We start from the raw sequence: 24774 nt of genomic DNA, 5'->3' as shown, positions 1-24774 counted from the left end.
ACATCCCTCACATCAACTGACTCAAAACAGCCACAATTTCTTGATTAGCCTTGACATCGTGTACGCGTACCAGCTGACAGCCTTTTCCAAGAGCATAAGCAGATAAGGCTGCTGTCGCTCCGTCTCGCTCTTTAGCTTTGGTGTTGCCGCCTAACAAGGCATCTACAACACGCTTTCTCGAAATGCCAAACAAGACAGGATAACCCAACTGACAGACACGATCCAATCCTTTTAATAACTCCATATTGTGTTGAACAGATTTGGCAAATCCAAATCCTGGATCAATCCAAATATTGTCTTTTGGTACTCCAGCATCTATGGCTGCCTGAGCTCTAGCACTCAAAAAATCACAAACATCTTGTGTTACATCTTGATAGACTTCTTCTTTTTGGTTATGCATCAAGATAATAGGCACATCATACTCCGCTGCTAGAGCAAGCATTTCCCCATCGTATAAACCTGCCCAGACATCATTTAAAATGTCAGCACCAGCTTCTAAAGCTGCTCTTGCGGTTTCTGTTTTGTAGGTATCAATACTGATTAACACTTCATATTTTGCTTTAATGGCTTTAATCACGGGAACGACACGCTCAATTTCATCAGCAGCGCTCACAAATTGGTAACCTGGTCGAGTGGATTCACCGCCAACATCAATAATTTTGGCCCCATCAGCAATTAGCTGGCCTACCTGTTGTAAGGCTTTTTGTACTGTCGTGTATGAACCACCATCGGAAAAGGAATCGGGAGTCACATTTAAAATTCCCATAATAGCAGCGTTGCCGTCAATCACAAATTTGCCAATCTTCATAGTCCCCTCCTATTTTGTCATTAATGCCATAACTTCTTGTCTTTCAGAACGATCTTCCTTGTACAGGCCTCTTGCCGTAGTCGTGATGGTCTTACTTCCTGGCTTTTTGATACCTCGCATCGTCATGCACATGTGCTCTGCTTCAACGAGAACCAAAACGCCTGTTGGATGAAGTGCCTCAACCAAAGCGTCTGCAATTTGAGCGGTTAAGCGCTCTTGTAACTGAGGACGTTTACTTGCGACCTCAACCGCTCTCGCTAATTTACTTAGGCCAGTGACACGACCATCACTTGGTAAGTAGGCAATATGAGCTTTGCCATAAAAGGGCACCAGATGATGTTCACACATGGAATAAAAACTAATGTCTTTGACGATAACCACATCCTCATGGTGTTCTGTAAAAACGGCCGTAAATTCCTCTTTAGGGTCTTTGTTAAGACCTGCAAACATTTCAGCATACATCTTTGCAACTCGTTTAGGTGTATCAAGAAGCCCTTCTCGATTTGGATTTTCCCCAATTGCTTCAAGAAATTGGTAGATGGCTGCTTCTGCTTTTTCTTTATTAATAGACAATAGTCTTCCCCTTTTTACATGATCTCTAATTGTTGATTCTCAAATGGAGTTGGCATCGGACTGATTTTTCCAATACTGCCTTACTTCGGAAATAAAGTAAAGGGAACCCGTAACGAGGAAAAAGTCGTCTGTTGTTGCTTGGTGACGCAAATCCAAAAAGTCTCTAAAATCGGCTATTCTCCTGAATCGATCAGGGTATTTATCTAACGGATAGGCATTCGAATGATGGAAACTAGTCACCCACAAATCGCCCATTTTTTCCAACCTAGCTAACATATCCGCAATGGGTTTGGTATCAATCGCACCAAATAGAATATGAATCTTTTTACCTTTGTACTTACTTTTCAAGAGAGCTACTAAAGCAGCTACACTTTCATTATTATGTGCCCCATCAATCATCAGATTTGGCGCTAATAATTCGGTACGGCCCAACCAATAACTGGATTCCAGACCTTCCTTTATGTGATCTGGAGTTAGCTTAGGATAACGGTCTTGCAAGATTAAACTCGTCATAATCGCCAAAGCAGCATTAGATACTTGATGTTCTCCTGGCATAGCAATGTGAATCGTTGAAATCGTCTTCAACGGGCTTGTAAAAACATAGCCTGTCGGTGTTGCGTGCAATTGAAATTGTTTCTGCCACTCCCAAATAGAAGCTCCAACCTGCTCTGCTTTTTCCAAGAAAACTGATCGTGCTGCGTGATCTTCAACGGCAAAAACAAGGGCTTCGCCTCCCTCTAAGACCCCTGCTTTTTGCGCAGCGATCTCAGCATAGCTCGTTCCCAAGATAGCCTGATGATCTAAACCAATAGATGGGCAAACGACTACCATCGCTTGAAAAACATTGGTTGAATCATACACCCCTCCCAATCCTGCTTCAATAACAGCAAGGTCAACAGGATGCATGTCTCCAAAATAGAGGAACATGATTAAAGTAATCACTTCAAATTCAGTGACCTCTCCAAAATCAGTCTCTTGAACTAAACGCTCTGTTAAAGGACGCACACGATTAGCAGCAGCAACTAAATCAGCCTCTGAAATCATATTACCATTGATACTGATTCGCTCTTTAAAGTCCATAATATAGGGTGAGGTAAAAGTACCGACCTCATAGCCTGCAGCCGTAAAGATATGCTGTAAGTTATTGACCGTAGAGCCTTTTCCGTTTGTTCCTACCACATGGATCCCTTTAATCCGCTCTTGCGGGTTTCCTAGCTGATTAAGTACCCAGAGAATGCGTTCTAAACCTGGTTTAATTCCAAAGGTCAGCCGTCTATGAATCCAGTCTAGTGTTTCTTGATAAGTCATCTTGTACCTCACAACATCTATTTCTAGTATACCACATGACAAGTAAAGTAACAGCGGATAATGACAATTGCAACTAATCTTGCCACCTCTCCACTATAGGGATTAGCCTTGATTTAGAGAAGGCATAAACCTTGCTGATCAACCGTCAACATCTCAAGTTTCCCTGACAACCCAAGTTGTGCAATTGCTTCATACACGTTTGCTCGCTTATCAAGAGAACATAGAACCATCACCGTTGGACCAGCTCCAGATAAGTAAGTGGCATAAGCTCCGCTAGCTGCGGCTGCTTGTTTAATAGGCTGAAATTCTTTCACTAACTTTTGACGGTAAATTTCATGAAATTGGTCATTTTCAATAGCCTTACCAGCTTTTTGCATATTCCCAGTTAATAAGGCAGCGATGGCCAGATTTGCTACAGATGAGGCTGCTACCGCTTGCTTATATGACATTTGTTTTGGTAAAACGTCTCTCGACTCAGCTGTCTTTAGTTCATAGTCAGGAACAAAACAAACCAAAGCCAAGTCTGGAAAAGGAGTGACAATATAATTCACTTCTTTTCCAAGCTGTGACGCAATAACCATTTGACCAAAAATAGCTGGTGCGACATTATCTGGGTGCCCTTCAATCTCTGTGGCAATCGCTAGCTTACGTTCATCAGATAAGGTCAATTGTCCTAGTTGATTCGCCAATTCAATCCCAGCAACAATGACTGACGATGACGAACCTAGCCCACGCGCCAAAGGAATATCTGACGTCATTTTAATACGGTGAGGTGGCACATTAGGAGCCAGTTTCAAGGCTGTTTGCAGCAATAGATTTTGGTCATCGCAAGGCACACCTTCCAAATCATGCTCAATCACCCATTTATCTGTAGCTTCTAAAATCTCAATTTCTAGATATTTGGATACAGCGATCCCAACAGAGTCAAACCCTGGTCCCAAATTGGCTGAAGTAGCTGGAACTCTTATTTTCATACTAGTCTTCTCCTAATACGTTAAAACTATTTAAAATAGTGACACCTGGTTTAGTGGCTAGGCGATGTTTAAAAGCCTCAAAGGTAGCTTGACTGATGTTATTGGTCACAATCACTAGATGTTTTTGTTGATCGTTAATGGGAACATCAAGCATTTTTTGAATCAACGGTATTTTTTCATCTCTAGTCTGCTCTTCTTCCATCAGACCCATCTCCTTCGGACACGTTATAGAAAGGTAATAGTAAGCCAAGCAATCTTCTGCTGGTGCAAGCTGACCAACTCTCTCAAAACGATTAAAAGGGGTTATGGATAACTGATGGGTTAAGCATTTTCCGATTTCAACAAGGTCTGCAAGAACAGATGTTGCTGTTGGTTTTTGCCCAGCTCCTGGACCATAAAACAGGGATTGTCCGATTCCAACAGATTCCACATACACAGCATTCATAGCATTTATAACACCTGCCAACTGATGGGACTTAGGCACAAGGGTCGGAGCCACTTGTGCCTGAAGACCTTCGGAACAATCACGGATAGAACCAATTAACTTAATGACATAGCCCAATTGATCTGCTGCTGCCACATCTTCTGGGGTAATATGTGTAATGCCTTGGTGCTCAATCTTCTCAAATGGCATGGACATTCCAAAAGCAAATTGACACAAAATGGCAAGTTTATAGGCTGCGTCAATGCCTTCTACATCGTTTGTCGGATCACTCTCTGCATAACCTAATGTTTGCGCTTCTGCCAGAGCAGTCTCGTAGGTCCATCCCTCAGTAACCATCTTGGTTAACATAAAATTCGTGGTGCCATTTAAAATACCATAAAGAGCGGTTACCTTATCTGCGGCAAAGGCGTTGGCTAACGTTCTTAGTATTGGGATACCTCCAGCCACAGCAGCCTCGTAGTAGAAACCCACCCCCTGTTGTTTGGCCAAAGTAGCAAGTTCTGTCCCATGTAAGGCTAGTAAATCCTTATTGGCAGTAACCACATGTTTCCCTGCCAATAGGGCACGTGTAATATAGGTTTTAGCAGGTTCGACACGTCCCATCAATTCAACCACAATAGCAATGGTATCATCTGTCATAATATCCTCAAAAGAGGTAACAAAGTTATACGAATAACCTTGCTGACGCAACCGTTTTGTTGTGGCCTCATCTCTGACCAACACCTTTTCAATGACGAATTCATCTCCTACCAGTGCTTGTAACTTTACTCTATTTTCTTCCAATAAAAAAGGAAGTCCTGTCGCAACAGTACCAAATCCTAATAAAGCTATTCTTACCGCCATTTCACTTACCTCAGTCTTGTCCTAATAATGGTCTAACTGGCCATCAATCTCCTCAATTATACCAAATTTAGCCTTAGTTTTACAAAATATATTAATAGCAAGTACAAGAAAATTTCTTTCTAAAAGACTTGCTACTGCTAAAAAATGTTACAATAGGATTAACCAAATCAAAAGGAGCATCAGATGAAGAATAGACATAAACGGCGCCAACGACGCAAAGCCTTTACGATGATCAATACCCTATTATTATTAGCTTGCACGCTTGGGTTAGCCTTAATTTTCTATTTATACCAGGATCACTCCAAATTAAACCTATCACAGATATCTCAAGTTCTTCCAAAAGTCAGTTTCTTCCAACACAAAGAAGCAACTATCAAAACCAGTCAAAAAGCTAAAAAAACCAAGACTACAACCTCAACATCACCAAAAACTAATCAACCACAGAACACTTGGACGAAGCAAACCTCACCTGTTAAAGTACCTATTTTAATGTATCACGCCGTCCATGTCATGGCACCTGAGGAGGCTGCAAATGCCAACCTAATTGTTGCTCCTGATCTTTTTGAACAGCAGATCAAAACAATGAAAGAAGCTGGCTACTACTTTTTAAGCCCGGAAGAAGCCTACCGTGCGCTTTCAAGTAATGAATTACCTGCTGAAAAAGTCGTTTGGTTAACGTTTGATGATAGTATGATTGATTTTTATAGAGTTGCCTATCCAATCCTTAAAAAATATGGTGTTAAAGCAACAAACAATGTCATTACGGGATTAACTGAAATTGGAAGTGTTGCTAATTTAACCCTTGATCAAATGAAAGAAATGAAACAATCCGGTATGTCCTTCCAGGACCACACCGTTAACCATCCAGATTTAGAGCAATCCAGTCCAGACATTCAGACAAGTGAAATGAAGGACTCTAAGGATTACCTTGATAAAGAATTAGGTCAAGAAACCATTGCCATCGCTTATCCAGCAGGCCGATACAGCGATACTACCATACAAATTGCAGCTAGTCTCAACTACAAACTGGGGGTAACAACTAATGAAGGTGTTGCTAGCGCAGCCGATGGTCTGCTTTCCCTCAATCGCATTCGCATTTTACCAACGACAAGTCCTGAAACACTTTTAGCAGCTATGGAACAATAAGAGTGAATTAAGTCATAGTAAATTAAAAAAGACAGTAAGAAGAAAATTTTCTCACTGTCTTTTTGTGTTGATCATAAAAGAATGCTATCTCTAACCTTACTTCAGTTTCTCCAGAAGACCTCGCCACCACAGTTGTAAGTCAGAAGCCTTTTTAAGAGATTGGCTGGCTTTGAGAGGAATACGCTCAGGTTTTTTCAAATACCTCTCGCCTGCAATTCTGGGAGAAGTCAAATAAGCAACCACCTCACCTTTAGCAATAGGCGCTAACAAAGAGTCGGTTGACACCACAAACTGTTCCGGTCTAGGAGCCAGCTCATCAGTTCCTAACACCAAGGTGACATCTTTGGCTGCATAAGTAGATAAGGTTTGTGCTGTGCCATTTACCACTGAAAAAGGACGTTCTGTCATCAGACTTCCCTTTTTCAAAATCTTGCGACAATGATACCGTTTAGCCACATAGTCTAACAGATGATTCGCCTGCTCAAACCGTGTGTTTTGGTTTTTATCAGATCCATCAGCATTTAGAATAACGGTAATCAGCCTCATACCATTTTCAATAGAAGTTACCACAAGGCAATGACCTGCCAAATCTGTGGTTCCTGTCTTTAACCCATCAACTCCTGCTCTCCCCTTAGCCATACCTGGCAAGAGTTGATTAAAACTTTTAATAGAATTACCAACAAAATCAACTTCTGTTTGTTTAGTGATCTCTAAAATCTCAGGAAAATCTTCCAGTAAATGCATCGTCACAATGGCAACATCCTGAGCACTCAACATATTCTCTTCTTCCAACGCAGAACCAGGATAACGATGGTCCTTTAACACCTCATTTGGCAGTCCTGAAGCATTAAGAATTTTACCAGAAGTAATGCCCCAACGAGATAGCTGTGCCCTCATTTGCGCTACAAAGTTAGGCTCTGACCCTGCCACTTTTTCTGCTAACGCAATGGCTGCGCTATTTGAACTTGCCACCAAAGTTGCCTCTAATAAATCCTGCACCGAATAAGTTTTTTGGTCAAAGGGTACATTGCTTAGAGAACTATCTGTGGTTAATTCAAACGCATAATCTGAGAGGTTAACTTGATCTGATAATTGTAGTTGACCTGAGTTAACCTTATCCAAAACCAGATAGGCCGTCACCAATTTGGTCAAAGAGGCAATGGCATCTGGCGTCTTAGCGTCTTTCTCATACAGAACTTTCCCAGAGTCTGCTTCTACGACAATCGCATGTTCTGCCCCCACTTGAAAATCAGCTGCGAGAACTGTTTTACCGAGCCCCGAACAAGATAGTACCACAAAAAAAAGGATAGCCCACCTTTTTATCATTATATCTTTCATAGTTACTATTATAGCAAAAATTCTCAGAAAAATTGACTATAACTGAAATACCACTTATCAAAACAATCTCAATTACACTTAAAGCTTAACATTATTGACTAGCCTTATCATAACAATCGATAATAATGGCTTATTAAAACCTATCAAAAATGATATTCAAAAAACCCGCTATTTTTAAAATAGCGGGCTAATCAGCTTATTCAAGCTACTAAAGCAAGGACTCTATTATTTAAGAGTGATTGTTGCTCCAGCTTCTTCAAGTTTAGCTTTGATTTCTTCAGCTTCTGCAGCAGCAACGCCTTCTTTAACGTTAGCAGGTGCTCCATCAACAAGACCTTTAGCTTCTTTAAGACCAAGACCTGTGATTTCACGAACAGCTTTGATAACGCCAACTTTTTTGTCGCCAGCAGATGTCAATTCAACGTCGAATGAATCTTTAGCAGCTTCTTCAGCACCACCAGCAGCAGCTACAGCTACAGGAGCAGCTGCAGTTACACCAAATTCTTCTTCGATAGCTTTCACAAGATCGTTAAGCTCAAGGATTGAAGCTTCTTTAATTTCAGCAATAATGTTTTCAATGTTCAATGCCATTGTTATTTCCTCCAAATAATTAATTTAAAATGTTAAGTGTAGGCTTAAGCTACTTTGAGACGACTTAAGCAGCGCCTTCTTTGTTTTCTGCAACAGCTTTGACAGCGTATGCAACGTTGCGGACTGGAGCTTGAAGTACAGAAAGAAGCATAGAAAGCATTCCTTCGCGGTTTGGCAATGTTGCAAGTGCTTGGATTTCTTCTTTTGAAGAAACAGCGCCTTCGATTGCACCACCTTTGATTTCAAGTGCGTCAGCAGTTTTTGCAAAGTCATTGATGACTTTAGCTGGTGCGATAACATCTTCGTTAGAAAATGCTACTGCAGATGGTCCTACGAATACGTCTTTCAACTCATCAAGACCTGCTTTTTCAGCTGCACGAGTCAAAATTGAGTTTTTGATAACTTTAAACTCAACGCCACTTTCACGAAGTGAACGACGAAGAACAGTATCTTGATCAACTGTAAGACCACGTGAATCAACAACAACGATACTTGCTGCTGCTTTCATTTTCTCAGCAATAAGTTCGATTTGTTCAGCTTTTTTAGCAATAATTGCTTCACTCATTAGTTTTACCTCCGTTTTTATTTTTGGGCTAGGTACAAAAAAATCGCACCTAAACCTAGACACGAAAGTACAAATACGTTATTTTTCTAATTACGTTTTGTGCCTCGGCAGGAATATTATGAGCACGCTCCCCTGCTGTCTTAGGTCAGTTTTTATCAAACCTTAATTAGTATACCGTTTTGATGTTTAATTGTCAATAGAAAAATCTAATTTTTTTTCGTTAATAGCTCTCATAAAAAATCTTTCAACATAAGGTAACTAAGTAGCTTCAGATAGTCAATAGTATACTAAAAGAGAACCGTTCATCGGTGCCTATTCTGTTGCAACCTAAAAAAGGCGAACACCCTTTTTAGGTTTGGGACCATTCAAAACAACATAGCTCTAAAACTGAATAAGTGCTATCACAAGGTTTCGTCGTCGCGCTATTTGTTTTAGCAGGACTTCAACTTTAAACAATCCCTAACCAATTTTATTCTATGTTAAAAACTCTATAGAATCAATGTTTTTCTATATTATTTTACCTACTATCATCCCTGTTTTTATTATTCTTTTGAAGAATTAGGAGAAGTCTCAGTTTTAAATCTTTTTGTTTGACCTTAACTGACCAAAGGAGTAAAATAATATCATAAGGTGGTTAGCAAACCGTAAACTCCACTTCTTAGCTGTGACCTATCTAATCTACTAAAGTGTGTATAGATCTAAGAATGGTAACCTTCCTACTCTATCTTATGATAGTACATTATTTTTATTTCGAGGTAACTAATATGACAAATTATTATGACAAAGATCCTTTTGGAAACATGGATGATATCTTTAATCAACTAATGGGCAATATGGGTGGCTATCGCAGTGAAAATCGACGCTATTTAGTGAACGGACGCGAAATGACGCCTGAAGAATTCCAGGCATATCGTCAAACTGGACGTCTAAGCGATAAAGGTACTGAACAACCTACAGCCCAAGGTCATCAGACCAAAAAGGATGGGATTTTAGCTAAACTTGGCACCAACTTAACGGAAGAAGCAAGACAAGGAAAACTTGATCCTGTTATTGGTCGCAATCACGAAATTCAAGACACTGCGGAAATTTTAGCTCGCCGAACAAAGAATAATCCTGTTTTAGTCGGAGATGCCGGTGTTGGTAAAACAGCTGTGGTTGAAGGGCTAGCTCAAGCTATTGTGAATGGTGACGTCCCTGCTGCTATCAAAAATAAAGAAATCATTTCCATTGATATTTCTGGCCTTGAAGCAGGCACTCAGTACCGTGGCTCCTTTGAAGAAAATATCCAAAACATGATTCAAGAGGTTAAAGAAGCTGGGAATATTATTCTTTTCTTTGATGAAATTCATCAAATTCTTGGTGCAGGTTCCACTGGTGGTGACTCTGGGTCTAAAGGATTAGCTGATATGCTAAAACCTGCTCTTTCCCGTGGTGAATTGACACTGATTGGCGCCACAACTCAAGATGAATATCGCAATACCATTTTAAAAAATGCTGCGCTTGCTCGTCGTTTTAATGAGGTTAAGGTAAATGCACCGTCTGCTGAGGACACCTTCCATATTTTAATGGGAATCCGAAATCTTTACGAACAACACCATAATGTTATCCTTCCGGATGCTGTTCTTAAAGCTGCGATTGACTATTCTATTCAGTACATTCCTCAACGTAGTTTACCAGATAAAGCGATTGACTTAGTAGATATGACTGCTGCGCATTTAGCTGCTCAGCATCCTGTGACTGACCTCAAATCTCTAGAAGCTGAAATGACCACTCAAAAGAATATCCAAGAAGAGGCTGTGGCTAAGGAAGATTTTGAGAGAGCTTTAACCGCTAAAACTCGAATTGAAGAATTGCAAAAACAAATGGACAACCATAGCGAAGACCAAAAGGTTACTGCTACTGTCAATGACATTGCAGAATCTGTAGAGCGCCTGACTGGTGTCCCAGTGTCCAATATGGGAGCTAGTGATTTGGAAAGACTCAAAGAAATTAGCAACCGCTTAAAAGGACACGTGATTGGTCAAGATGGAGCTGTTGAAGCTGTGGCTCGTGCTATTCGCCGTAATCGAGCTGGTTTTGATGATGGCAATCGTCCTATCGGTTCCTTCCTCTTTGTTGGACCAACAGGTGTGGGTAAGACAGAGTTAGCCAAACAGCTAGCACTGGACCTCTTTGGTTCCAAAGAGGCTATTATTCGACTTGACATGTCCGAATACAGTGATCGTACCGCTGTGTCCAAGTTAATCGGGACAACTGCCGGTTATGTCGGTTATGATGATAATAACAATACGTTAACGGAACGAGTTCGTCGCAACCCGTATGCGATTGTTCTATTGGATGAGATTGAAAAAGCCGATCCGCAAGTCATTACCCTTCTTCTCCAAGTACTGGATGATGGCCGATTAACAGATGGTCAGGGAAATACCATCAACTTTAAAAACACTGTTATCATTGCTACTTCTAATGCTGGATTTGGGCATCAAGAAGATGAAAATACTGATCAACCCACTATTATGGACCGTATTGCGCCTTACTTTAGACCAGAGTTTCTCAATCGTTTCAATGGGGTTATCGAATTCAATCATCTGCAAAAAGAAGACTTAGAAGAAATTGTTGATTTAATGTTAGCGGAAGTTAATCAAACTATAGCTAAAAAAGGGGTCAGCTTAGCTATCTCTGATGATGCTAAAGCTCACTTGATTGAATTAGGTTATGACCACGCAATGGGAGTTCGACCATTACGCCGTGTCATCGAGCAAGAAATCCGAGACCGCATTACAGACTTTTACCTCGATCACCCAGAGGTCAAAAACCTACAAGCTAGTCTGGAACAAGGACAGTTAGTCATTCACGACAAAAACTAATCATTAGCCATTACTTTGGGAAAATCACGTAAAGTAAAAAAGCGCATCTTGCAACCTTAAGAAGTGCCAGATGCGCTTTTTTCTGTTATCTTTTTAAAAATAATTTTTTCATCACCTAATAATTCAAGTTTTCTACCAAATTTGATGTAATCAAAGTAACCATTAGGTGTTGTGATACCTTTTGAAAGGGAAATATGTCCGGTGGTCAATTCACTAATATCAATCGTATGCAAAATGCGATTAACATTGCCGTTAAGAATAATAGCAGACAAGCTCCCTGTTTTCCGATCATAATGACCACCAATATTAGAAGCTAGCTTTTCAAAAGCCTGATCTAAAATCATTTCCAACTCATGGTGAGCTGGCATGCTACTGTCAATGATTTGTTGTTCTTCCTGACTCAACTCACCAATCACAAGGTGATTATCTTTCAGTATCTTTAATAGCTCATTTTCGTGATAAGATGCTAAACGTTCGGCAAAGGCAGCTTTTTCGACTTGGACTCTAAAGCTTAGGTGAGCCTTATTATTTTTAACCTGCAAAATCATTTCGGGTGACGTTAACAAACTGTCATCAATAAGGGGACTTTGATGTAAGCCTGTGAGCCGTTTCGCAAAATCATCTCCTAATTTTTGATCAATACTTGCTGTCTTCCAAATACCTTCGATAGAGCTATTACGGTACCTGATCACAAAAAGCATCGTCAACAAAGCTAGGAAAATGATAAACACACAAAGAGCACTACATCGATCCCATAGCAAACATTTTCTTGCGGGGTGCCTTATGGCTACTCGTGTCATTACTTATCTCCTCAATATAAAATACTAGCATGACATGATTAAGGCGTCAAGTCAAAATTAAAAACTTCTAATCAACCCTTTTTTTAGAACACAAAAAGAACATTCCCTATTGGAAATATTCTATCTGTTTTCTCTCTTTTATAGGTGTTCTAAAATAGTATCCCATGCTTCGTCGATACCCACGCGGTCCACTGATGAAAAAATGATAAAACGATCTGTCTTGTCAAACCCCAGAGTTTTCTTAACCATTGATTCATGCTTATTCCACTTACCACGAGGAATCTTGTCTGCTTTGGTTGCCACAATAATGACAGGAATGTCATAATACTTCAAAAACTCATACATTTGAACATCTTCTTTGGAAGGTTCATGACGTAAATCCACCAAACTCACGACAGCTCTTAGATTGTCCCTGCTAGTCAAATATTCTTCAATCATTTTGCCCCATTTGGCACGTTCAGATTTTGATACTTTGGCATAACCATATCCTGGCACATCTACAAAGCGAAGCTTGTCATCAATGTTGAAAAAATTTAAAAGCTGGGTTTTTCCTGGTTTACTTGACGTACGCGCTAAGTTTTTTCGCCCAAGCATGGTGTTAATAAAACTAGATTTCCCAACATTGGAACGTCCTGCCAAAGCAATTTCTGGCAGGTCATCTTGAGGGTAGTGAGATTTGTTTGCAGCACTCAACAAAATTGAGGCGTTATGGGTATTTAAGACTTGTTCTTCAGCCATTATTTCTCCTTAAGCTGTCTCTAAAACGGGTTTTGACTTGCCTTCGACAGCAGCCTTGGTGATACGCACTTTTGTGACATCTTCTTGGCTTGGAATTTCAAACATAATGTCTAACATCGTTTCTTCGATAATAGAACGAAGACCACGCGCGCCTGTCTTACGCTCAATGGCTTTATTTGCAATGGCTTCTAAGGCTTCCTTATCAAATGCCAATTCGACACCATCGTAAGAAAAAAGAGCCTGATATTGCTTGACTAGGGCATTTCTTGGTTCCGTCAAAATTTGAATCAAATCTGATGTGTTTAGTTGTTCAAGAGCAGCTACGACTGGCAAGCGTCCAATAAACTCTGGGATAAGACCAAATTTTTGGATATCTTCTGAAATAATCTCTTGCATATAAGAAGCATTGTCATCGATTTTTCGGCTGTTTTGACCAAAACCAATGACTTTTTCTCCTAAACGTTGTTTGACAATGTCTTCAATGCCATCAAAGGCTCCCCCAACAATAAACAAGATATTCTTGGTATCAATTTGAATCATTTCCTGATTTGGATGCTTACGACCGCCTTGAGGAGGAACACTAGCAACCGTTCCTTCAATGATTTTTAGCAAAGCCTGTTGAACTCCCTCACCAGAAACATCACGTGTGATGGACACATTTTCACCTTTTTTAGCAATCTTATCAATTTCATCGACATAGATGATACCACGCTCTGCTCGTTCCACATTATAATCAGCTGCTTGGATAAGCTTGAGAAGAATATTTTCCACATCTTCTCCAACATACCCTGCTTCAGTCAGTGAGGTTGCATCAGCAATCGCAAAAGGAACATTTAAGCTCTTAGCTAAGGTTTGAGCGAGAAAAGTCTTTCCTGAACCTGTTGGACCAATCATTAAAATGTTTGATTTTTGCAATTCAACATCTTCATCATCACGACTTTCCGTGAATGACACGCGTTTGTAATGATTGTAAACAGCTACTGATAAAGCACGTTTGGCACGATCTTGGCCAACAACATACTGGTTTAAAACCTCAAGGAGTTCTTTTGGTTTTGGAACTTCTGTTAGGTCAGCTAACACTTCTTCTGCCAACTCTTCTTTAATAATTTCTTGTGACAAAGCCACACATTCATTACAGATAAAAACATTATTCCCTGCAATAATTTTTTTGACTTCGTCTTGGCTTTTGCCACAAAATGAGCAATATACTTTAATATCGTTTGTACGATTTCCTGCCATTTCCTATAACTCTCTCTCTTACTTTCTCTTATCATTTCATACGTTTCGTGAGTCACTCGTGTACTCAATATTCTCTAAATGCTTCAAGTATCTTTTGATTACCCGCTTTAGAATTCTTTAAAACAAGGTGCCATAAAAGGCATGGATACTATTGACCAAATTGGTAAAAGCATTTAACAAGAAAAGTGTCCCTAGGCCGTAACGATTTTTCCGAAAGGCTGGAATAGCACATAAGACACAAATCGCACACAAAAAGGCCGTAAATACGCCAAAAATACTACGTTGCATTCCTTATCATCTCCCTATACTATTGGTGTTTTAAAACCGTCACTGTAAAATCGTAAGGATTGTTTGCATCCTTTGGATAGAAGGTTTGGCTTTCTTCCTTAAAACGACTTAAGTCAAGTTTGGGTCGGTAGGTATCCCCTTCAAATTGGTGATGAACCACTGTTTTAATCACACGATTAAAATAACCGTCAAAGGCTTCTAAAACCTTGCTCCCACCAATAACGTAAAGTGTTTTTTCCTGTGCATGATACCAATCCAGCACTTCCTCAACACTAGTCATGGTCAATACCCCATCTACTTGATAGTTTACATCTCTTGTCATCACAAGGGTTTGACGATTAGGAAGCAGCCTACGATTCATGCCATCAAAGGTTACTCTCCCCATTAAAATAGCTTGATTCAAAGTTGTTTCTTTAAAATGTTGTAGCTCTCTTGGCAGGTACCATGGTAGCTTGCCATCAACCCCGATAAGACCTGTTTCATCTTCTGCCCAGATAGCAATCATTTCCTTTGTCATTCGTCTATTCCTTCACCTTGAACTTTCCTTATTTTATCAAATTTCTTAGTAAAATGCTCACAAAAAAATCGAGGTAATCCTTAGATTGCCAAGTCAAACCGCAATTGTGGTTTGACCGGTTCGTAGTCTTGCAATTCAAAATCTTCTGGTTTAATATCAAAGAAATTAGTACCATCTGGAACATTTAACACAAGCTTAGGCTGACAATCAGTTGGTTGTCGTTTCAATAATTCCTTAGCCTGAGGAAATTGATTATCGTAAATGTGTAAATTATTGACAAAATAAAAGAATTTGCCAACTTTCCAGCCAAAATGTTTAGCAATCATCATTTGCAAGGCAACATATTGCATGGCGTTGATATGATGGGCAACCAACATATCATTAGAACGTTGCGTCAAGGTAGCATCTAAATAAAGATCTTCCCCTACACGTCTAACATCAAACATGGTTTGAAAGGCACATGGTAACAAGCCTTCTGTCTCTTCAAAAGCCTCATAGTCCCAGAGGGAAATGACATTGCGACGATTCCAAGGATTTTCTGCTAATTGCTTCAATAATTTTGAAATGATGTCATGTTTTTTGACGACCGCTCCGTAACGTTGACCAATGGTTCTTGTCTGACCAACTTCCCATTCATTCCAATAATGAACATTGTATTTGTTTTCCAAAACATCTAAACTGTTCGTTTGATCTTGATAAATCCACAATAATTCTTTAATAGCTGATTTAATGGGAATAGGTCGCAAAGTGGTAATTGGAAATTCCCCTTTAGCTAAATCGTATTCTGCAAAGGCACCTGTGATGTATTTGGAATTAGCCGTACGACCATCTTTATACTTGGGACGTGCTTGTTCACTAAAGACACCCTCATCCATAATTTTTTCAATATTGGCTTTAAAAATATCGTCTGCTTTTGTCATCTCCAAGTCCTTTCTTTCAGAGCACTTCTTACTATTTTAACTAATTTTATAGGAAAATACCAGAATAAACAACGAAATGTCTCTTGGAAATGCTATCTGATAAGTTCTCTTTTTTTAATCTGAAAAAGGAAAGCCATAGTTTTATCAGTCTAACTTTTGGATAAAATGTGTTAAAATGGATAAGACTACAAAAAATCGATATTAAAGAAGGACACTTATGAAAATCGGAATTGATAAGATTGGTTTTGCGACCAGTCAATATGTCTTGAAATTGGATGACTTGGCTCTTGCTCGCCAAACAGATCCAGCAAAATTTAGTCAGGGACTGCTCATCGAGGCCCTTAGTGTTACTCCGGTTACAGAAGATATTGTGACATTAGCTGCTTCTGCAGCTGATCAGATATTAACAGATGAAGACAAAGCTACAATTGACATGGTTATTCTCGCAACAGAGTCAAGCGTTGACCAATCCAAAGCCGCGGCAATTTACGTCCACCATTTGATGGGGATTCAACCTTTTGCCCGTTCTTTTGAAGTCAAAGAAGCTTGTTACAGTGCCACGGCCGCGTTAGATTACGCTAAACTACATGTGGCAGCAAAGCCAGAATCACGTGTTCTTGTTATTGCCAGTGACATTGCTAAATATGGTATTGATTCTGCTGGTGAATCCACTCAAGGGGCTGGAAGCATTGCTATGTTGGTAACGGCTAATCCACGTATTCTCGAATTACATCAAGACAATCTGGCGCAGACGCGAGATATCATGGACTTCTGGCGTCCAAATTATAGTACAACGCCTTTTGTTAACGGCGTCTACTCTACCAAACAGTACCTTGACTCTTTAGAAACTACCTGGCAAGCCTACCAAGATAAAACAGGGGCTCAACTAACAGATTTTGCTGCTTTTTGTTTCCATCTTCCTTTTCCAAAGTTAGCCTTGAAAGGACTGAACAAAATGATGGATGAGTCCTTGCCTGTTGAACACACGGAACACTTACTGGAAAACTTCCAAGCTTCTATCACTTACAGCAAACAAATCGGCAACATCTATACAGGTTCTCTTTATTTAGGTCTCTTGTCTCTGCTTGAAAATAGCAAAACGTTACAAGCAGGGGACCGAATCGGACTTTTCAGTTACGGTTCTGGAGCAGTGAGTGAAATTTTCTCAGGACAGTTAGTAGCAGGCTATGAGCAGATGCTAATGACGGATCGTCAAACCATTTTAGATCAAAGACATCGCCTTTCTGTAGCTGAGTACGAAGAGCTTTTCTACGAAGAAGCCAAATTGGACAAGCGAGGCAATGCCAGCTTCAACACCTACTTAACTAGCAAATTTGCCTTAACAGAAATCAAGGACAATCAACGACTATACCAAATCAATGACAAATATGAATCTTAATTGGGCAGGCTTTTCAAAGAAGACCTTTGAAGAGCGACTGCAACTCATTAAACAATTTGAACTCTTAACCCCTGAGCATCTTCAAGCATTAGAGAGAGATTACTTACTACCTATCGAAACGGCTAATCAACTAACCGAGAATGTTTTGGGACGCTTTGCCTTGCCTTTTAGTATCGCTCCTGATTTCCTCATTAACGGCGTGTCTTATCAAGTCCCTTTTGTGACCGAAGAACCATCCGTTGTCGCTGCTGCTTCCTTTGCTGCTAAACTGATCAAGCGCTCTGGGGGCTTTGCCTCTAAAGTTCTCAAACGCCAAATGATTGGTCAAGTTGCTCTCTATGATATCGACCAAGTGGAAGAAGCTAAACAGACTATTCTTGCCAACTCAGACAAACTGATTGCAGCTGCCAATGATGCTTACCCATCAATTGTCAAAAGAGGTGGCGGCGCCAGAGAGATCCGTTTGGAAGAAAAGGGAGATTTCCTTATTTTTTACCTCACAGTAGACACACAAGAGGCCATGGGAGCCAATATGGTCAATACCATGATGGAAGCACTTATTCCCGACTTAGAATCATTATCCAAGGGACAAAGCTTAATGGCTATTCTATCAAATTATGCCACAGAGTCTCTTGTAACGGCTAGTTGTCAAGTTGATATTCGCTTTTTGAGTCGAGACAAGACAGAAGCCCAGCAATTAGCCAAAAAAATGGTCTTGGCAAGTCAATTAGCTCAAGCGGACTCCTACCGAGCTGCCACCCATAATAAGGGCATATTTAACGGCATTGACGCGGTAGTTATGGCGACAGGGAACGACTGGCGTGCCATCGAAGCAGGGGGGCATGCTTACGCTTCAAGAAATGGGTCTTACCAAGGCCTCAGCCATTGGGAGTTTGACCAGGAACAAGAAGTATTACTTGGTCAATTAACGCTCCCTATGCCCATTGCCAGTAAAGGTGGATCCATTGGGCTTAATCCAACTGTCTCCATTGCCCATGATTTGCTTAATCAACCAGATGCTAAAACCTTAGCTCAGGTTATTGTTTCGGTGGGATTGGCTCAAAACTTTGCTGCGCTCAAGGCTTTGACATCCTCAGGTATTCAAGCAGGCCATATGAAGCTTCATGCGAAGTCCCTAGCCCTTTTAGCAGGTGCTAAAGAAGAGGAAGTTGCCCCTTTGGTGACCTCCTTATTAGCAGACAAGCCAATGAACCTTGAGAAAGCTAGTCAGCATCTAGCAATACTACGAAATGCTTAAACTAAGGCTACCTCTTTTAGACAGAGATGGTTACCCAATAACCGGTTAGTCCTCCCAACTCATTCTCTTGGGAAGGGCTTTTTAGTCGCTTGGTTTCATTATCTCTATCTTATTGACAATCCTTGGTAATACCTATCCACCTTATTTCTATTTCATTAATTGACATTTTGCTCCCGAGAGGTTTCCAAGATTCAAGACTACATCGAAGGTAAACTTACCGAACAAGTAACCTTTTTAAATGCCCTGTTGGATTTTCAAGATATTCACTTATCTCAATTAGCAACCCTTGTGGATGCAGGGGAAAAAAAGGTAGCTGATACCTTAAAAGACTTAGCTCTCCTTTACGAAGACCAACTCAGTTGGACCATAAAAGGAGGCCAAGTGCAACTAGAAACAAGTATTCTAGGCAATAAATTACATTATTTTTATGCTATATATCAGAATTCCTTATTTCTTCAAACTCTTCATTTCTTTTTGGACCCCAAACAGAAAGACTTTTCCGATTTTAGCCAGAGTCAGTTCGTTTCTACTGCCACTGCCTATCGTCTGAAAAAGAAATGTCTTAACTTTCTAAAAGAGGTCGGCCTAACCATCCGTCATAACCAGATTTCTGGACCTGAGCATCGGATGAGATTTCTCATCGCGCTTCTTCACTACCGCTACGGCTTTCCAATCTATGAGTTTGCTAAAAAAGATTTAGACTTGGTCAAAGATATTATCGTCACTTCTAACAAGACCTTAAACCTTGCTATTTTAGAAAACACACCTGAAGAGTATCAATTTTTCAGCTATTTGGTTATCCTCTCCTGGTACCGACACGACTACCCTCTGTCTGATTTTTGCGATCATAATTTAGAACATCTCAAATCTATTTTTATTTTTGATCGAGTGTCAACCATTTGCAGTCGTGTTCTAGAACCCAAGTTAGGCATTCAGTTCTCGGAGAGAGAACGTGAATACCTGTTTCTAGCCTACTGCACTACTAACAACGCCTTGTATAAAGACCAATGGTTAGTGTCCGACAAAAAAGAGATGTTACAAATTGTTCGCCTAGATACTGATATTAAATACCTCCTTCCTCATTGTGAAGCGCTCTTTGGTAGTCAAATCAGCACTAGCAATTTTTTTACTGTCGCTTGCATGTTCTTGATGCAAAACTATCTTTGTGGCATGCAAGGACTTCTTCCAGAGGGATTTTTTGGACATTATCATTTGGATGAGGAAGATCACATCTTGCTTAGCATCGTGACCCATCTCTTAGACAACTGGCTAAAAGTGTTAGGGATTGAAGAACACAATAATACGGTTGCTTGTTATTTGCTGACGGTTCATTTACGTGAACTGATTAAACTCCACTTAGAGCCTGTCCCTGTCTATGTCTTTGCTAATAACATTGCAGACTTATCCCTTTTGCAAACCTATTTAAAACTGAATTTCCCAACCTCCGTTGCCGATATTTATGGCATTAATATTTTAACCAGTCCTTGCCTTGAGAGTCTTAACCAGAAAAAAGGTATCATTCTCTCTGACTTGAGAAACAGAGACTACCTCAAAAATCTCTATCAACAGCAGGACCATCACTTTATTAATTTCTCCATGAGTTTTCATGCTTTATCACAAACAGTGATTGCAGAAACAATCGCTAAGTTAAGGCAAGAAAATTACCAAACGTTTCTGAATCAACTCTATAGTACCCTTCAATAGCGCTGCTATAATCTGTTGCTCAGCTATACTACCTCAAAAAGGACACGGTTTCTCTCAACCATGTCCTTTTTTTAATGTTATTTGAACATTTCATCGAAACTTAGCATGACTGCTAATTCTTTCCTTCATTAGGTGATTAATCAGCCTTTTTACGTTTCATAAAACCAACTCCTAATCCTGCTAAAAGTAAACCAAGGACACTCATTCTTAGCCCTTTTGTTTCACCCGTTGTTGGAAGTTTCTTTTCTGAGACATGAGAAGATGGAGAGGATGATCCTTCTGACGTTTCCACCACTTTTACAGAAGATAGTACTTTGGTCTCATCTGTTACAGATGGCAACTTTTCTTCCTCTGTGCGAACAGCTTCTTCTTTAGTGGTTGGTTCATCTCCTTCAAAGGTCAACTGTCCTTCGGAAATTGTGTCAGGAGTATCCTCTTGAGCAGGCTCCTCGTCTACTGCCGGCACTTCGTCAACTTCAGGCGTTGGATCTGAGGCGTCCTCTTGAGCAGACTCCTCGTCTACTACCGACACTCCTCTTTGACAGATTAAAGTATTTTCAATTTTTATTCAAAACAGTAAGTCTATTTGACAATAACATGATATAGTACTAGTTTTATTGGCTTTCTTCGATGATTTTTTCAGAAAAACACATCAAAATAGCATTATTATATTGTTTAATTTTCTGTTTATTTAATATTTATCATTGGATAATATCTTTTTTAGCAACATACCCTCTAAATACAAAAAAGATCTATAATCTCTCAGAGGTCTCCCTCGAAAAAGATTATAGCGTCTTTTAAAACCTTAGGCTTTTTTAGTTTTGTTTTCTTTTTCGGATAAAGGTTAATCCTAAAGCTGATAAGGCTAATCCTAAAACAGTTACTGCTGTTTCTGAACGTTCTCCAGTTGCAGGAAGTTCTTCCTTAGATGGTTGTGATGAGACAGGCTTAACAACCGGTTTTTCTTCGATTGTTACTGTCGGAGTATCTTCTTCAATTGTTTGTTGACCAGTATTTTCTCCTGACATGCCTTCCTGACTTGGATAATCCAATTCAACAATTGGAGCTTTCTCCTCAACTTCCACAGTACCAGCATTTTCCCCTGACATACCTTCTTGGCTTGGGTAATCAAGTTCCACGATTGGAGAGCTTTCTTCAATCTCTACCGTTCCTGCATTTTCTCCTGACATCCCCTCTTGACTTGGATAATCCAATTTAACAATTGGAGCATTCTCCTCAACTTCCACAGTACCAGCATTTTCCCCTGACATGCCTTCTTGGCTTGGGTAATCAAGTTCCACGATTGGAGAGCTTTCTTCAATCTCTACCGTTCCTGCATTTTCTCCTGACATCCCCTCTTGACTTGGATAATCCAATTCAACGATTGGAGCATTTTCTTCAATTTCTACAGTTCCAGCATTTTCTCCTGACATGCCTTCTTGGCTTGGATACTCTAATTCAACAAGTGGTCCATGTTCTGAAATCTCATCTGGTTGCTCATTTTGTCCAGATTCATCCCCATTACTTTCCAATTCAAAATCAATGATTTCTCCTTGGCCAGTAATGATTTGTTTCTTATACACATAAGTCAGACGGGTGATGCCTTCGACAACATTACCATAATCGTTCTCTGGCACCTCAACGAGATCGTAGCCATCGATTTGTGCTGGTTTAGTTTCATAACCAGTTCCCGCAACGGTAGAACCTGCTGGAACGTCAGCTGGAACATCATCGTATGTCGCGTACTCTGATGGCGCCAACTCTTTACCTGTTCCAAACTCGATGTGACGCACAATGACAGTACCTAGTGGCTCTTTGTCTTTTTGATAAAGATAGTGAACGTAAGTGACGCCATCACTAACTTTTCCTTTAGCATTTTCAGGTTGTTCGACCAGATGGTAACCCGGAATATCTTTTGCAACGGTTACATAGTCATCATTTAGTTGACCCGCGCCATTTGGCAACTCTTTATCAGCTTTACCGTAAGTAGCAAACACTGCATCACTTAACGGTTGACCTGTTCCAAACTCACCATATGTCGCAATAACAGTTCCACTTAACAGAACATCCTTATAATAATTATAGGTGATGCGTTGCATTTCCCCTGGAATGTAGGAACCTCGAGTGATTTTATTCTCTTTATCAAAGTTTCCAGGATTTGTTAACTTATCATCAGATGTTGTTTTAAAAACAAATCCGTCTTTTTCCAGTGGATAAGCAACGTATTCATCCCACTCTGGCATTCCCTCTTGGTACTGATTAGTGAGGGAATTTACTTCTTCTGTACGAATAACCTGACCATTAGCATCCACATAGTTAATAAAGTACTTATGAGTATCTTCAAAGCGTCCTGGTTGGTTTACTTTCTCGTATTCATAAGTCACTTCTTTTTTTACATTGGCAACAAAATTACCTTGACTAGTCTCTCCATTATTATTGTAGACAGGTTCATTTTTTGCACCCGTAACAGTTAGGAATTTATAATCATCTTGCTCATTTTTCTGTGTTGTATAGTGTTCAGTTTCCTTACCAGATTGCATCTGACCTGAATAAGACAAATTAGTGTTCTTTGTCCGTTTTAAAATCGTTCCATCAAACGCACGTTCCATATCATAGTAGTCGTGGTGCTCTTGGAAGGAGCCTTTGGTTACTATTTGTCTTTGATACAAATAAGTGACTTCCTGAACTTTGTTTTTGATATAACTGTTATTAGTTTGAACTCCATTAACATTGAATTTTGTATCAGTTCCTGAAGTAACGTTTACTAAGTGATATTCAGGGTAATCATATTTTCTTTGAGTTATAAATTGACTGTCTACAGCACCGGAGGTAGAATTTTCAATAGTATAATCTGCTTCACCAATTTTATTTCCATCTTCATCTACAGTTTCATATATATGCCTTTCAACAAAGAAACCTACTGCTTCTAACGACTGCGCCCCTGCTTGGCCTTCTTCAAATTCATTAGTAGCAATACTACCATGACCAGTATATTCATAAGGATAAAATATTTTCTTAGCATCTAGTTCTGCTGTAACGCTAATTCTTCCACTATTGACATTATATGGACTTTTTATCTTCAGTACGTAGCTTTCTCCATTAATAAGATAATTATTTAACTTTAAATCTATAGTTCCATCATTGTTTTTAATTACTGAATTCTTTACTTCACTTACTTTAGTAAGTATTTTATAGTTTAACCCAAAACTTTCTGGCAATTGATAATTCTGTGGGACTTTAAATAATTCTACATCGTCTAAATTCAGATTTAGAAAGTTAGCAGAAGATTTACTATTTAAATGTTGTTTATCTAAAGGTGATAACTTCACAGTTGCATCTACTAATTTTTTTCCTAACGGATTTATATAAATTGTCCATTCAAATTCAGCATTTTTTTCTTCAACGCTAGTAATTATTGAAAAAATATTAGCAGATAATGTTTCCTTCTGATCTTTAAGAGTAGCGTACTTAATATTTACTGGTATACTGACCTTATTTTTTCCAATTTTAACTTCTGGATAAATTAAAGAACTTTCTAAAACTTGTTCCCTATTGATAAAAAGAGGAAGGCGAATAAAACCATTCACATCTGTACGATGAGTAATTTCGTCAGTAAATGTGTATTTAATTTTATTTTGTGTTTCAATATATTCTGCTTTTGCAAGAACAACATCTCCATCATGTAAAGATTCAAATTGCCCTTCATGAGATTTATCATCACCATATGGAGTGAGATCTTTAGACAATTCTAAATAGAAATAATCACCTTCTTTAACTTGATCATCTATTTTGAAGATAGTTTCAAAATATAAATTTCCGCCATTGTTAGGATCTATTTCTTTATCATCTCTGAACTTCGCTTCTATGGCGTCTATATTATCACTCACATCTTGTCCTGCAACCACTTCTCCTTCTATCGCTCGTGGCGTTGCTCCTTGCGCTTCCAGAGATGCTGGTGCTATTTCAGTGTTAGTCTCTAATCCCTCTTCATCAGATTCAAGGCTATAGCCAGCCGTGGTCTCTGTTGGAAGGTGTTGGGCTGCTCCTTCTGGTGCTACTAATGTTGAAGTAGTTGGTGCTTCTTCTGCTGATACTGGACTATCCGCCTTGACGTTTCCTCCTGCCATGGCTAAGGTTAGGATGGTTAATCCTAAAAATACGGAGCAGGCTCCGTAACATTTATTTTTTCTAATCGAAAATCGGCTTTTCTCTCTCTCAAACACGATGGTTTCTCCCTCAATTTTAAGTTTTCGTTTTTAGTTTCCATTGGTCGTCGCAATGCTTAGATACTTCAAACGTTTCCAATTATCGCACAAATGAGACCCTATTCCCAGTTGAGAGGATTGCCGTTTTTTGGAATATCTGATTTGCCACTCCTGCGAATAACCTTAGATAGTATTATCCAAAACATCAATGATAGATTTTTTAGATTAGATTAACTTTATTTTTCACGTTT

The 24774-nt window shown here is 39.5% G+C and carries 21 protein-coding genes and 1 other annotated feature; of the genes, 5 read left to right on the top strand and 16 right to left on the bottom strand.

The window, feature by feature from the left end; all coding sequences use genetic code 11:
- Nucleotides 1-7: 7 nt before the first annotated feature.
- The 5 genes from folP to ACYTR8_RS03305 all read right to left on the bottom strand — a co-directional run bounded on the left by folP (nucleotide 8) and on the right by ACYTR8_RS03305 (nucleotide 4951).
- A complete protein-coding gene (gene folP, locus ACYTR8_RS03325; protein WP_269760097.1) occupies nucleotides 8-808 on the bottom strand; it encodes a dihydropteroate synthase in 801 nt (266 codons plus the stop codon).
- Between the two features lie 9 nt (nucleotides 809-817).
- Nucleotides 818-1381 carry a GTP cyclohydrolase I FolE gene (folE, locus tag ACYTR8_RS03320; protein WP_164714908.1) on the bottom strand — a complete coding sequence of 188 codons (564 nt, stop codon included), beginning with the start codon at nucleotides 1379-1381 and terminating at the stop codon, nucleotides 818-820.
- A gap of 39 nt (nucleotides 1382-1420) precedes the next feature.
- Nucleotides 1421-2689 (bottom strand): bifunctional folylpolyglutamate synthase/dihydrofolate synthase, encoded by a 1269-nt coding sequence (locus tag ACYTR8_RS03315; protein WP_269760098.1) that lies wholly within the window; start codon nucleotides 2687-2689, stop codon nucleotides 1421-1423.
- 113 nt (nucleotides 2690-2802) lie between these two features.
- Complete coding sequence (gene thrB, locus ACYTR8_RS03310) at nucleotides 2803-3663, bottom strand: homoserine kinase (RefSeq protein ID WP_111716220.1); 861 nt, start codon at nucleotides 3661-3663, stop codon at nucleotides 2803-2805.
- Nucleotide 3664: 1 nt separating this feature from the next.
- Nucleotides 3665-4951 carry a homoserine dehydrogenase gene (locus ACYTR8_RS03305; protein WP_479641669.1) on the bottom strand — a complete coding sequence of 429 codons (1287 nt, stop codon included), beginning with the start codon at nucleotides 4949-4951 and terminating at the stop codon, nucleotides 3665-3667.
- Nucleotides 4952-5134: 183 nt separating this feature from the next.
- Between ACYTR8_RS03305 and ACYTR8_RS03300 the strand changes: the two genes are divergently transcribed.
- A complete protein-coding gene (locus ACYTR8_RS03300; RefSeq protein WP_479641668.1) occupies nucleotides 5135-6097 on the top strand; it encodes a polysaccharide deacetylase family protein in 963 nt (320 codons plus the stop codon).
- Nucleotides 6098-6193: 96 nt separating this feature from the next.
- Here the strand turns inward: ACYTR8_RS03300 and pbp3 are convergent, their stop codons facing one another.
- From pbp3 to rplJ, 3 genes are all read right to left on the bottom strand, one after another.
- On the bottom strand, nucleotides 6194-7423 hold the full coding sequence (gene pbp3 / locus ACYTR8_RS03295) for a D-alanyl-D-alanine carboxypeptidase PBP3 (protein WP_479641667.1): 1230 nt from the start codon (nucleotides 7421-7423) through the stop codon (nucleotides 6194-6196).
- A gap of 237 nt (nucleotides 7424-7660) precedes the next feature.
- Nucleotides 7661-8026, bottom strand: coding sequence for a 50S ribosomal protein L7/L12 (gene rplL, locus ACYTR8_RS03290; RefSeq protein WP_003043797.1), 366 nt, complete (start codon nucleotides 8024-8026; stop codon nucleotides 7661-7663).
- Between the two features lie 64 nt (nucleotides 8027-8090).
- Nucleotides 8091-8591: a 50S ribosomal protein L10 gene (gene rplJ / locus ACYTR8_RS03285; RefSeq protein ID WP_479641666.1), complete on the bottom strand. Its 501-nt coding sequence runs from the start codon at nucleotides 8589-8591 to the stop codon at nucleotides 8091-8093.
- 28 nt (nucleotides 8592-8619) lie between these two features.
- Nucleotides 8620-8754 (bottom strand) — a sequence feature (ribosomal protein L10 leader region).
- A gap of 601 nt (nucleotides 8755-9355) precedes the next feature.
- Between rplJ and ACYTR8_RS03280 the strand changes: the two genes are divergently transcribed.
- Nucleotides 9356-11455 carry an AAA family ATPase gene (locus tag ACYTR8_RS03280; protein WP_479641665.1) on the top strand — a complete coding sequence of 700 codons (2100 nt, stop codon included), beginning with the start codon at nucleotides 9356-9358 and terminating at the stop codon, nucleotides 11453-11455.
- Nucleotides 11456-11511: 56 nt separating this feature from the next.
- Here ACYTR8_RS03280 and ACYTR8_RS03275 read toward each other — a convergent pair whose 3' ends face one another.
- From ACYTR8_RS03275 to ACYTR8_RS03250, 6 genes are all read right to left on the bottom strand, one after another.
- Entirely contained in the window at nucleotides 11512-12255 is a 744-nt protein-coding gene (locus ACYTR8_RS03275; protein WP_269760711.1) for a hypothetical protein, read from the bottom strand.
- A 138-nt stretch (nucleotides 12256-12393) separates the two neighbouring features.
- Nucleotides 12394-12993 (bottom strand): ribosome biogenesis GTP-binding protein YihA/YsxC, encoded by a 600-nt coding sequence (gene yihA, locus ACYTR8_RS03270; RefSeq protein ID WP_003061604.1) that lies wholly within the window; start codon nucleotides 12991-12993, stop codon nucleotides 12394-12396.
- A gap of 9 nt (nucleotides 12994-13002) precedes the next feature.
- On the bottom strand, nucleotides 13003-14232 hold the full coding sequence (gene clpX, locus ACYTR8_RS03265; protein WP_479641664.1) for an ATP-dependent Clp protease ATP-binding subunit ClpX: 1230 nt from the start codon (nucleotides 14230-14232) through the stop codon (nucleotides 13003-13005).
- 117 nt (nucleotides 14233-14349) lie between these two features.
- Nucleotides 14350-14520: a hypothetical protein gene (locus ACYTR8_RS03260; RefSeq protein WP_003054200.1), complete on the bottom strand. Its 171-nt coding sequence runs from the start codon at nucleotides 14518-14520 to the stop codon at nucleotides 14350-14352.
- Nucleotides 14521-14539: 19 nt separating this feature from the next.
- Nucleotides 14540-15037, bottom strand: a complete 498-nt coding sequence (locus ACYTR8_RS03255; protein WP_269760710.1) for a dihydrofolate reductase — start codon at nucleotides 15035-15037, stop codon at nucleotides 14540-14542.
- Between the two features lie 80 nt (nucleotides 15038-15117).
- On the bottom strand, nucleotides 15118-15957 hold the full coding sequence (locus ACYTR8_RS03250) for a thymidylate synthase (RefSeq protein ID WP_129555803.1): 840 nt from the start codon (nucleotides 15955-15957) through the stop codon (nucleotides 15118-15120).
- Nucleotides 15958-16174: 217 nt separating this feature from the next.
- Between ACYTR8_RS03250 and ACYTR8_RS03245 the strand changes: the two genes are divergently transcribed.
- From ACYTR8_RS03245 to ACYTR8_RS03235, 3 genes are all read left to right on the top strand, one after another.
- On the top strand, nucleotides 16175-17356 hold the full coding sequence (locus tag ACYTR8_RS03245; RefSeq protein ID WP_111716199.1) for a hydroxymethylglutaryl-CoA synthase: 1182 nt from the start codon (nucleotides 16175-16177) through the stop codon (nucleotides 17354-17356).
- On the top strand, nucleotides 17337-18614 hold the full coding sequence (locus ACYTR8_RS03240; protein WP_434177661.1) for a hydroxymethylglutaryl-CoA reductase, degradative: 1278 nt from the start codon (nucleotides 17337-17339) through the stop codon (nucleotides 18612-18614). Before ACYTR8_RS03245 ends, ACYTR8_RS03240 begins: the two co-directional genes overlap by 20 nt.
- A 159-nt stretch (nucleotides 18615-18773) precedes the next feature.
- Entirely contained in the window at nucleotides 18774-20318 is a 1545-nt protein-coding gene (locus ACYTR8_RS03235) for a helix-turn-helix domain-containing protein (protein WP_111716194.1), read from the top strand.
- A gap of 136 nt (nucleotides 20319-20454) precedes the next feature.
- On the opposite strand, the gene ACYTR8_RS03230 is transcribed toward ACYTR8_RS03235, so the two are convergent.
- Nucleotides 20455-20850 carry an LPXTG cell wall anchor domain-containing protein gene (locus ACYTR8_RS03230; protein WP_269760705.1) on the bottom strand — a complete coding sequence of 132 codons (396 nt, stop codon included), beginning with the start codon at nucleotides 20848-20850 and terminating at the stop codon, nucleotides 20455-20457.
- Nucleotides 20851-21133: 283 nt separating this feature from the next.
- A complete protein-coding gene (locus ACYTR8_RS03225; protein ID WP_479641663.1) occupies nucleotides 21134-24541 on the bottom strand; it encodes an Ig-like domain-containing protein in 3408 nt (1135 codons plus the stop codon).
- Between the last annotated feature and the right edge of the window lie 233 nt (nucleotides 24542-24774).

Source organism: Streptococcus sp. F2 (genome assembly GCF_056500955.1).
Note: the sequence above shows the minus strand (reverse complement) of the source record. Positions and strands in the feature narration are given on the sequence as shown.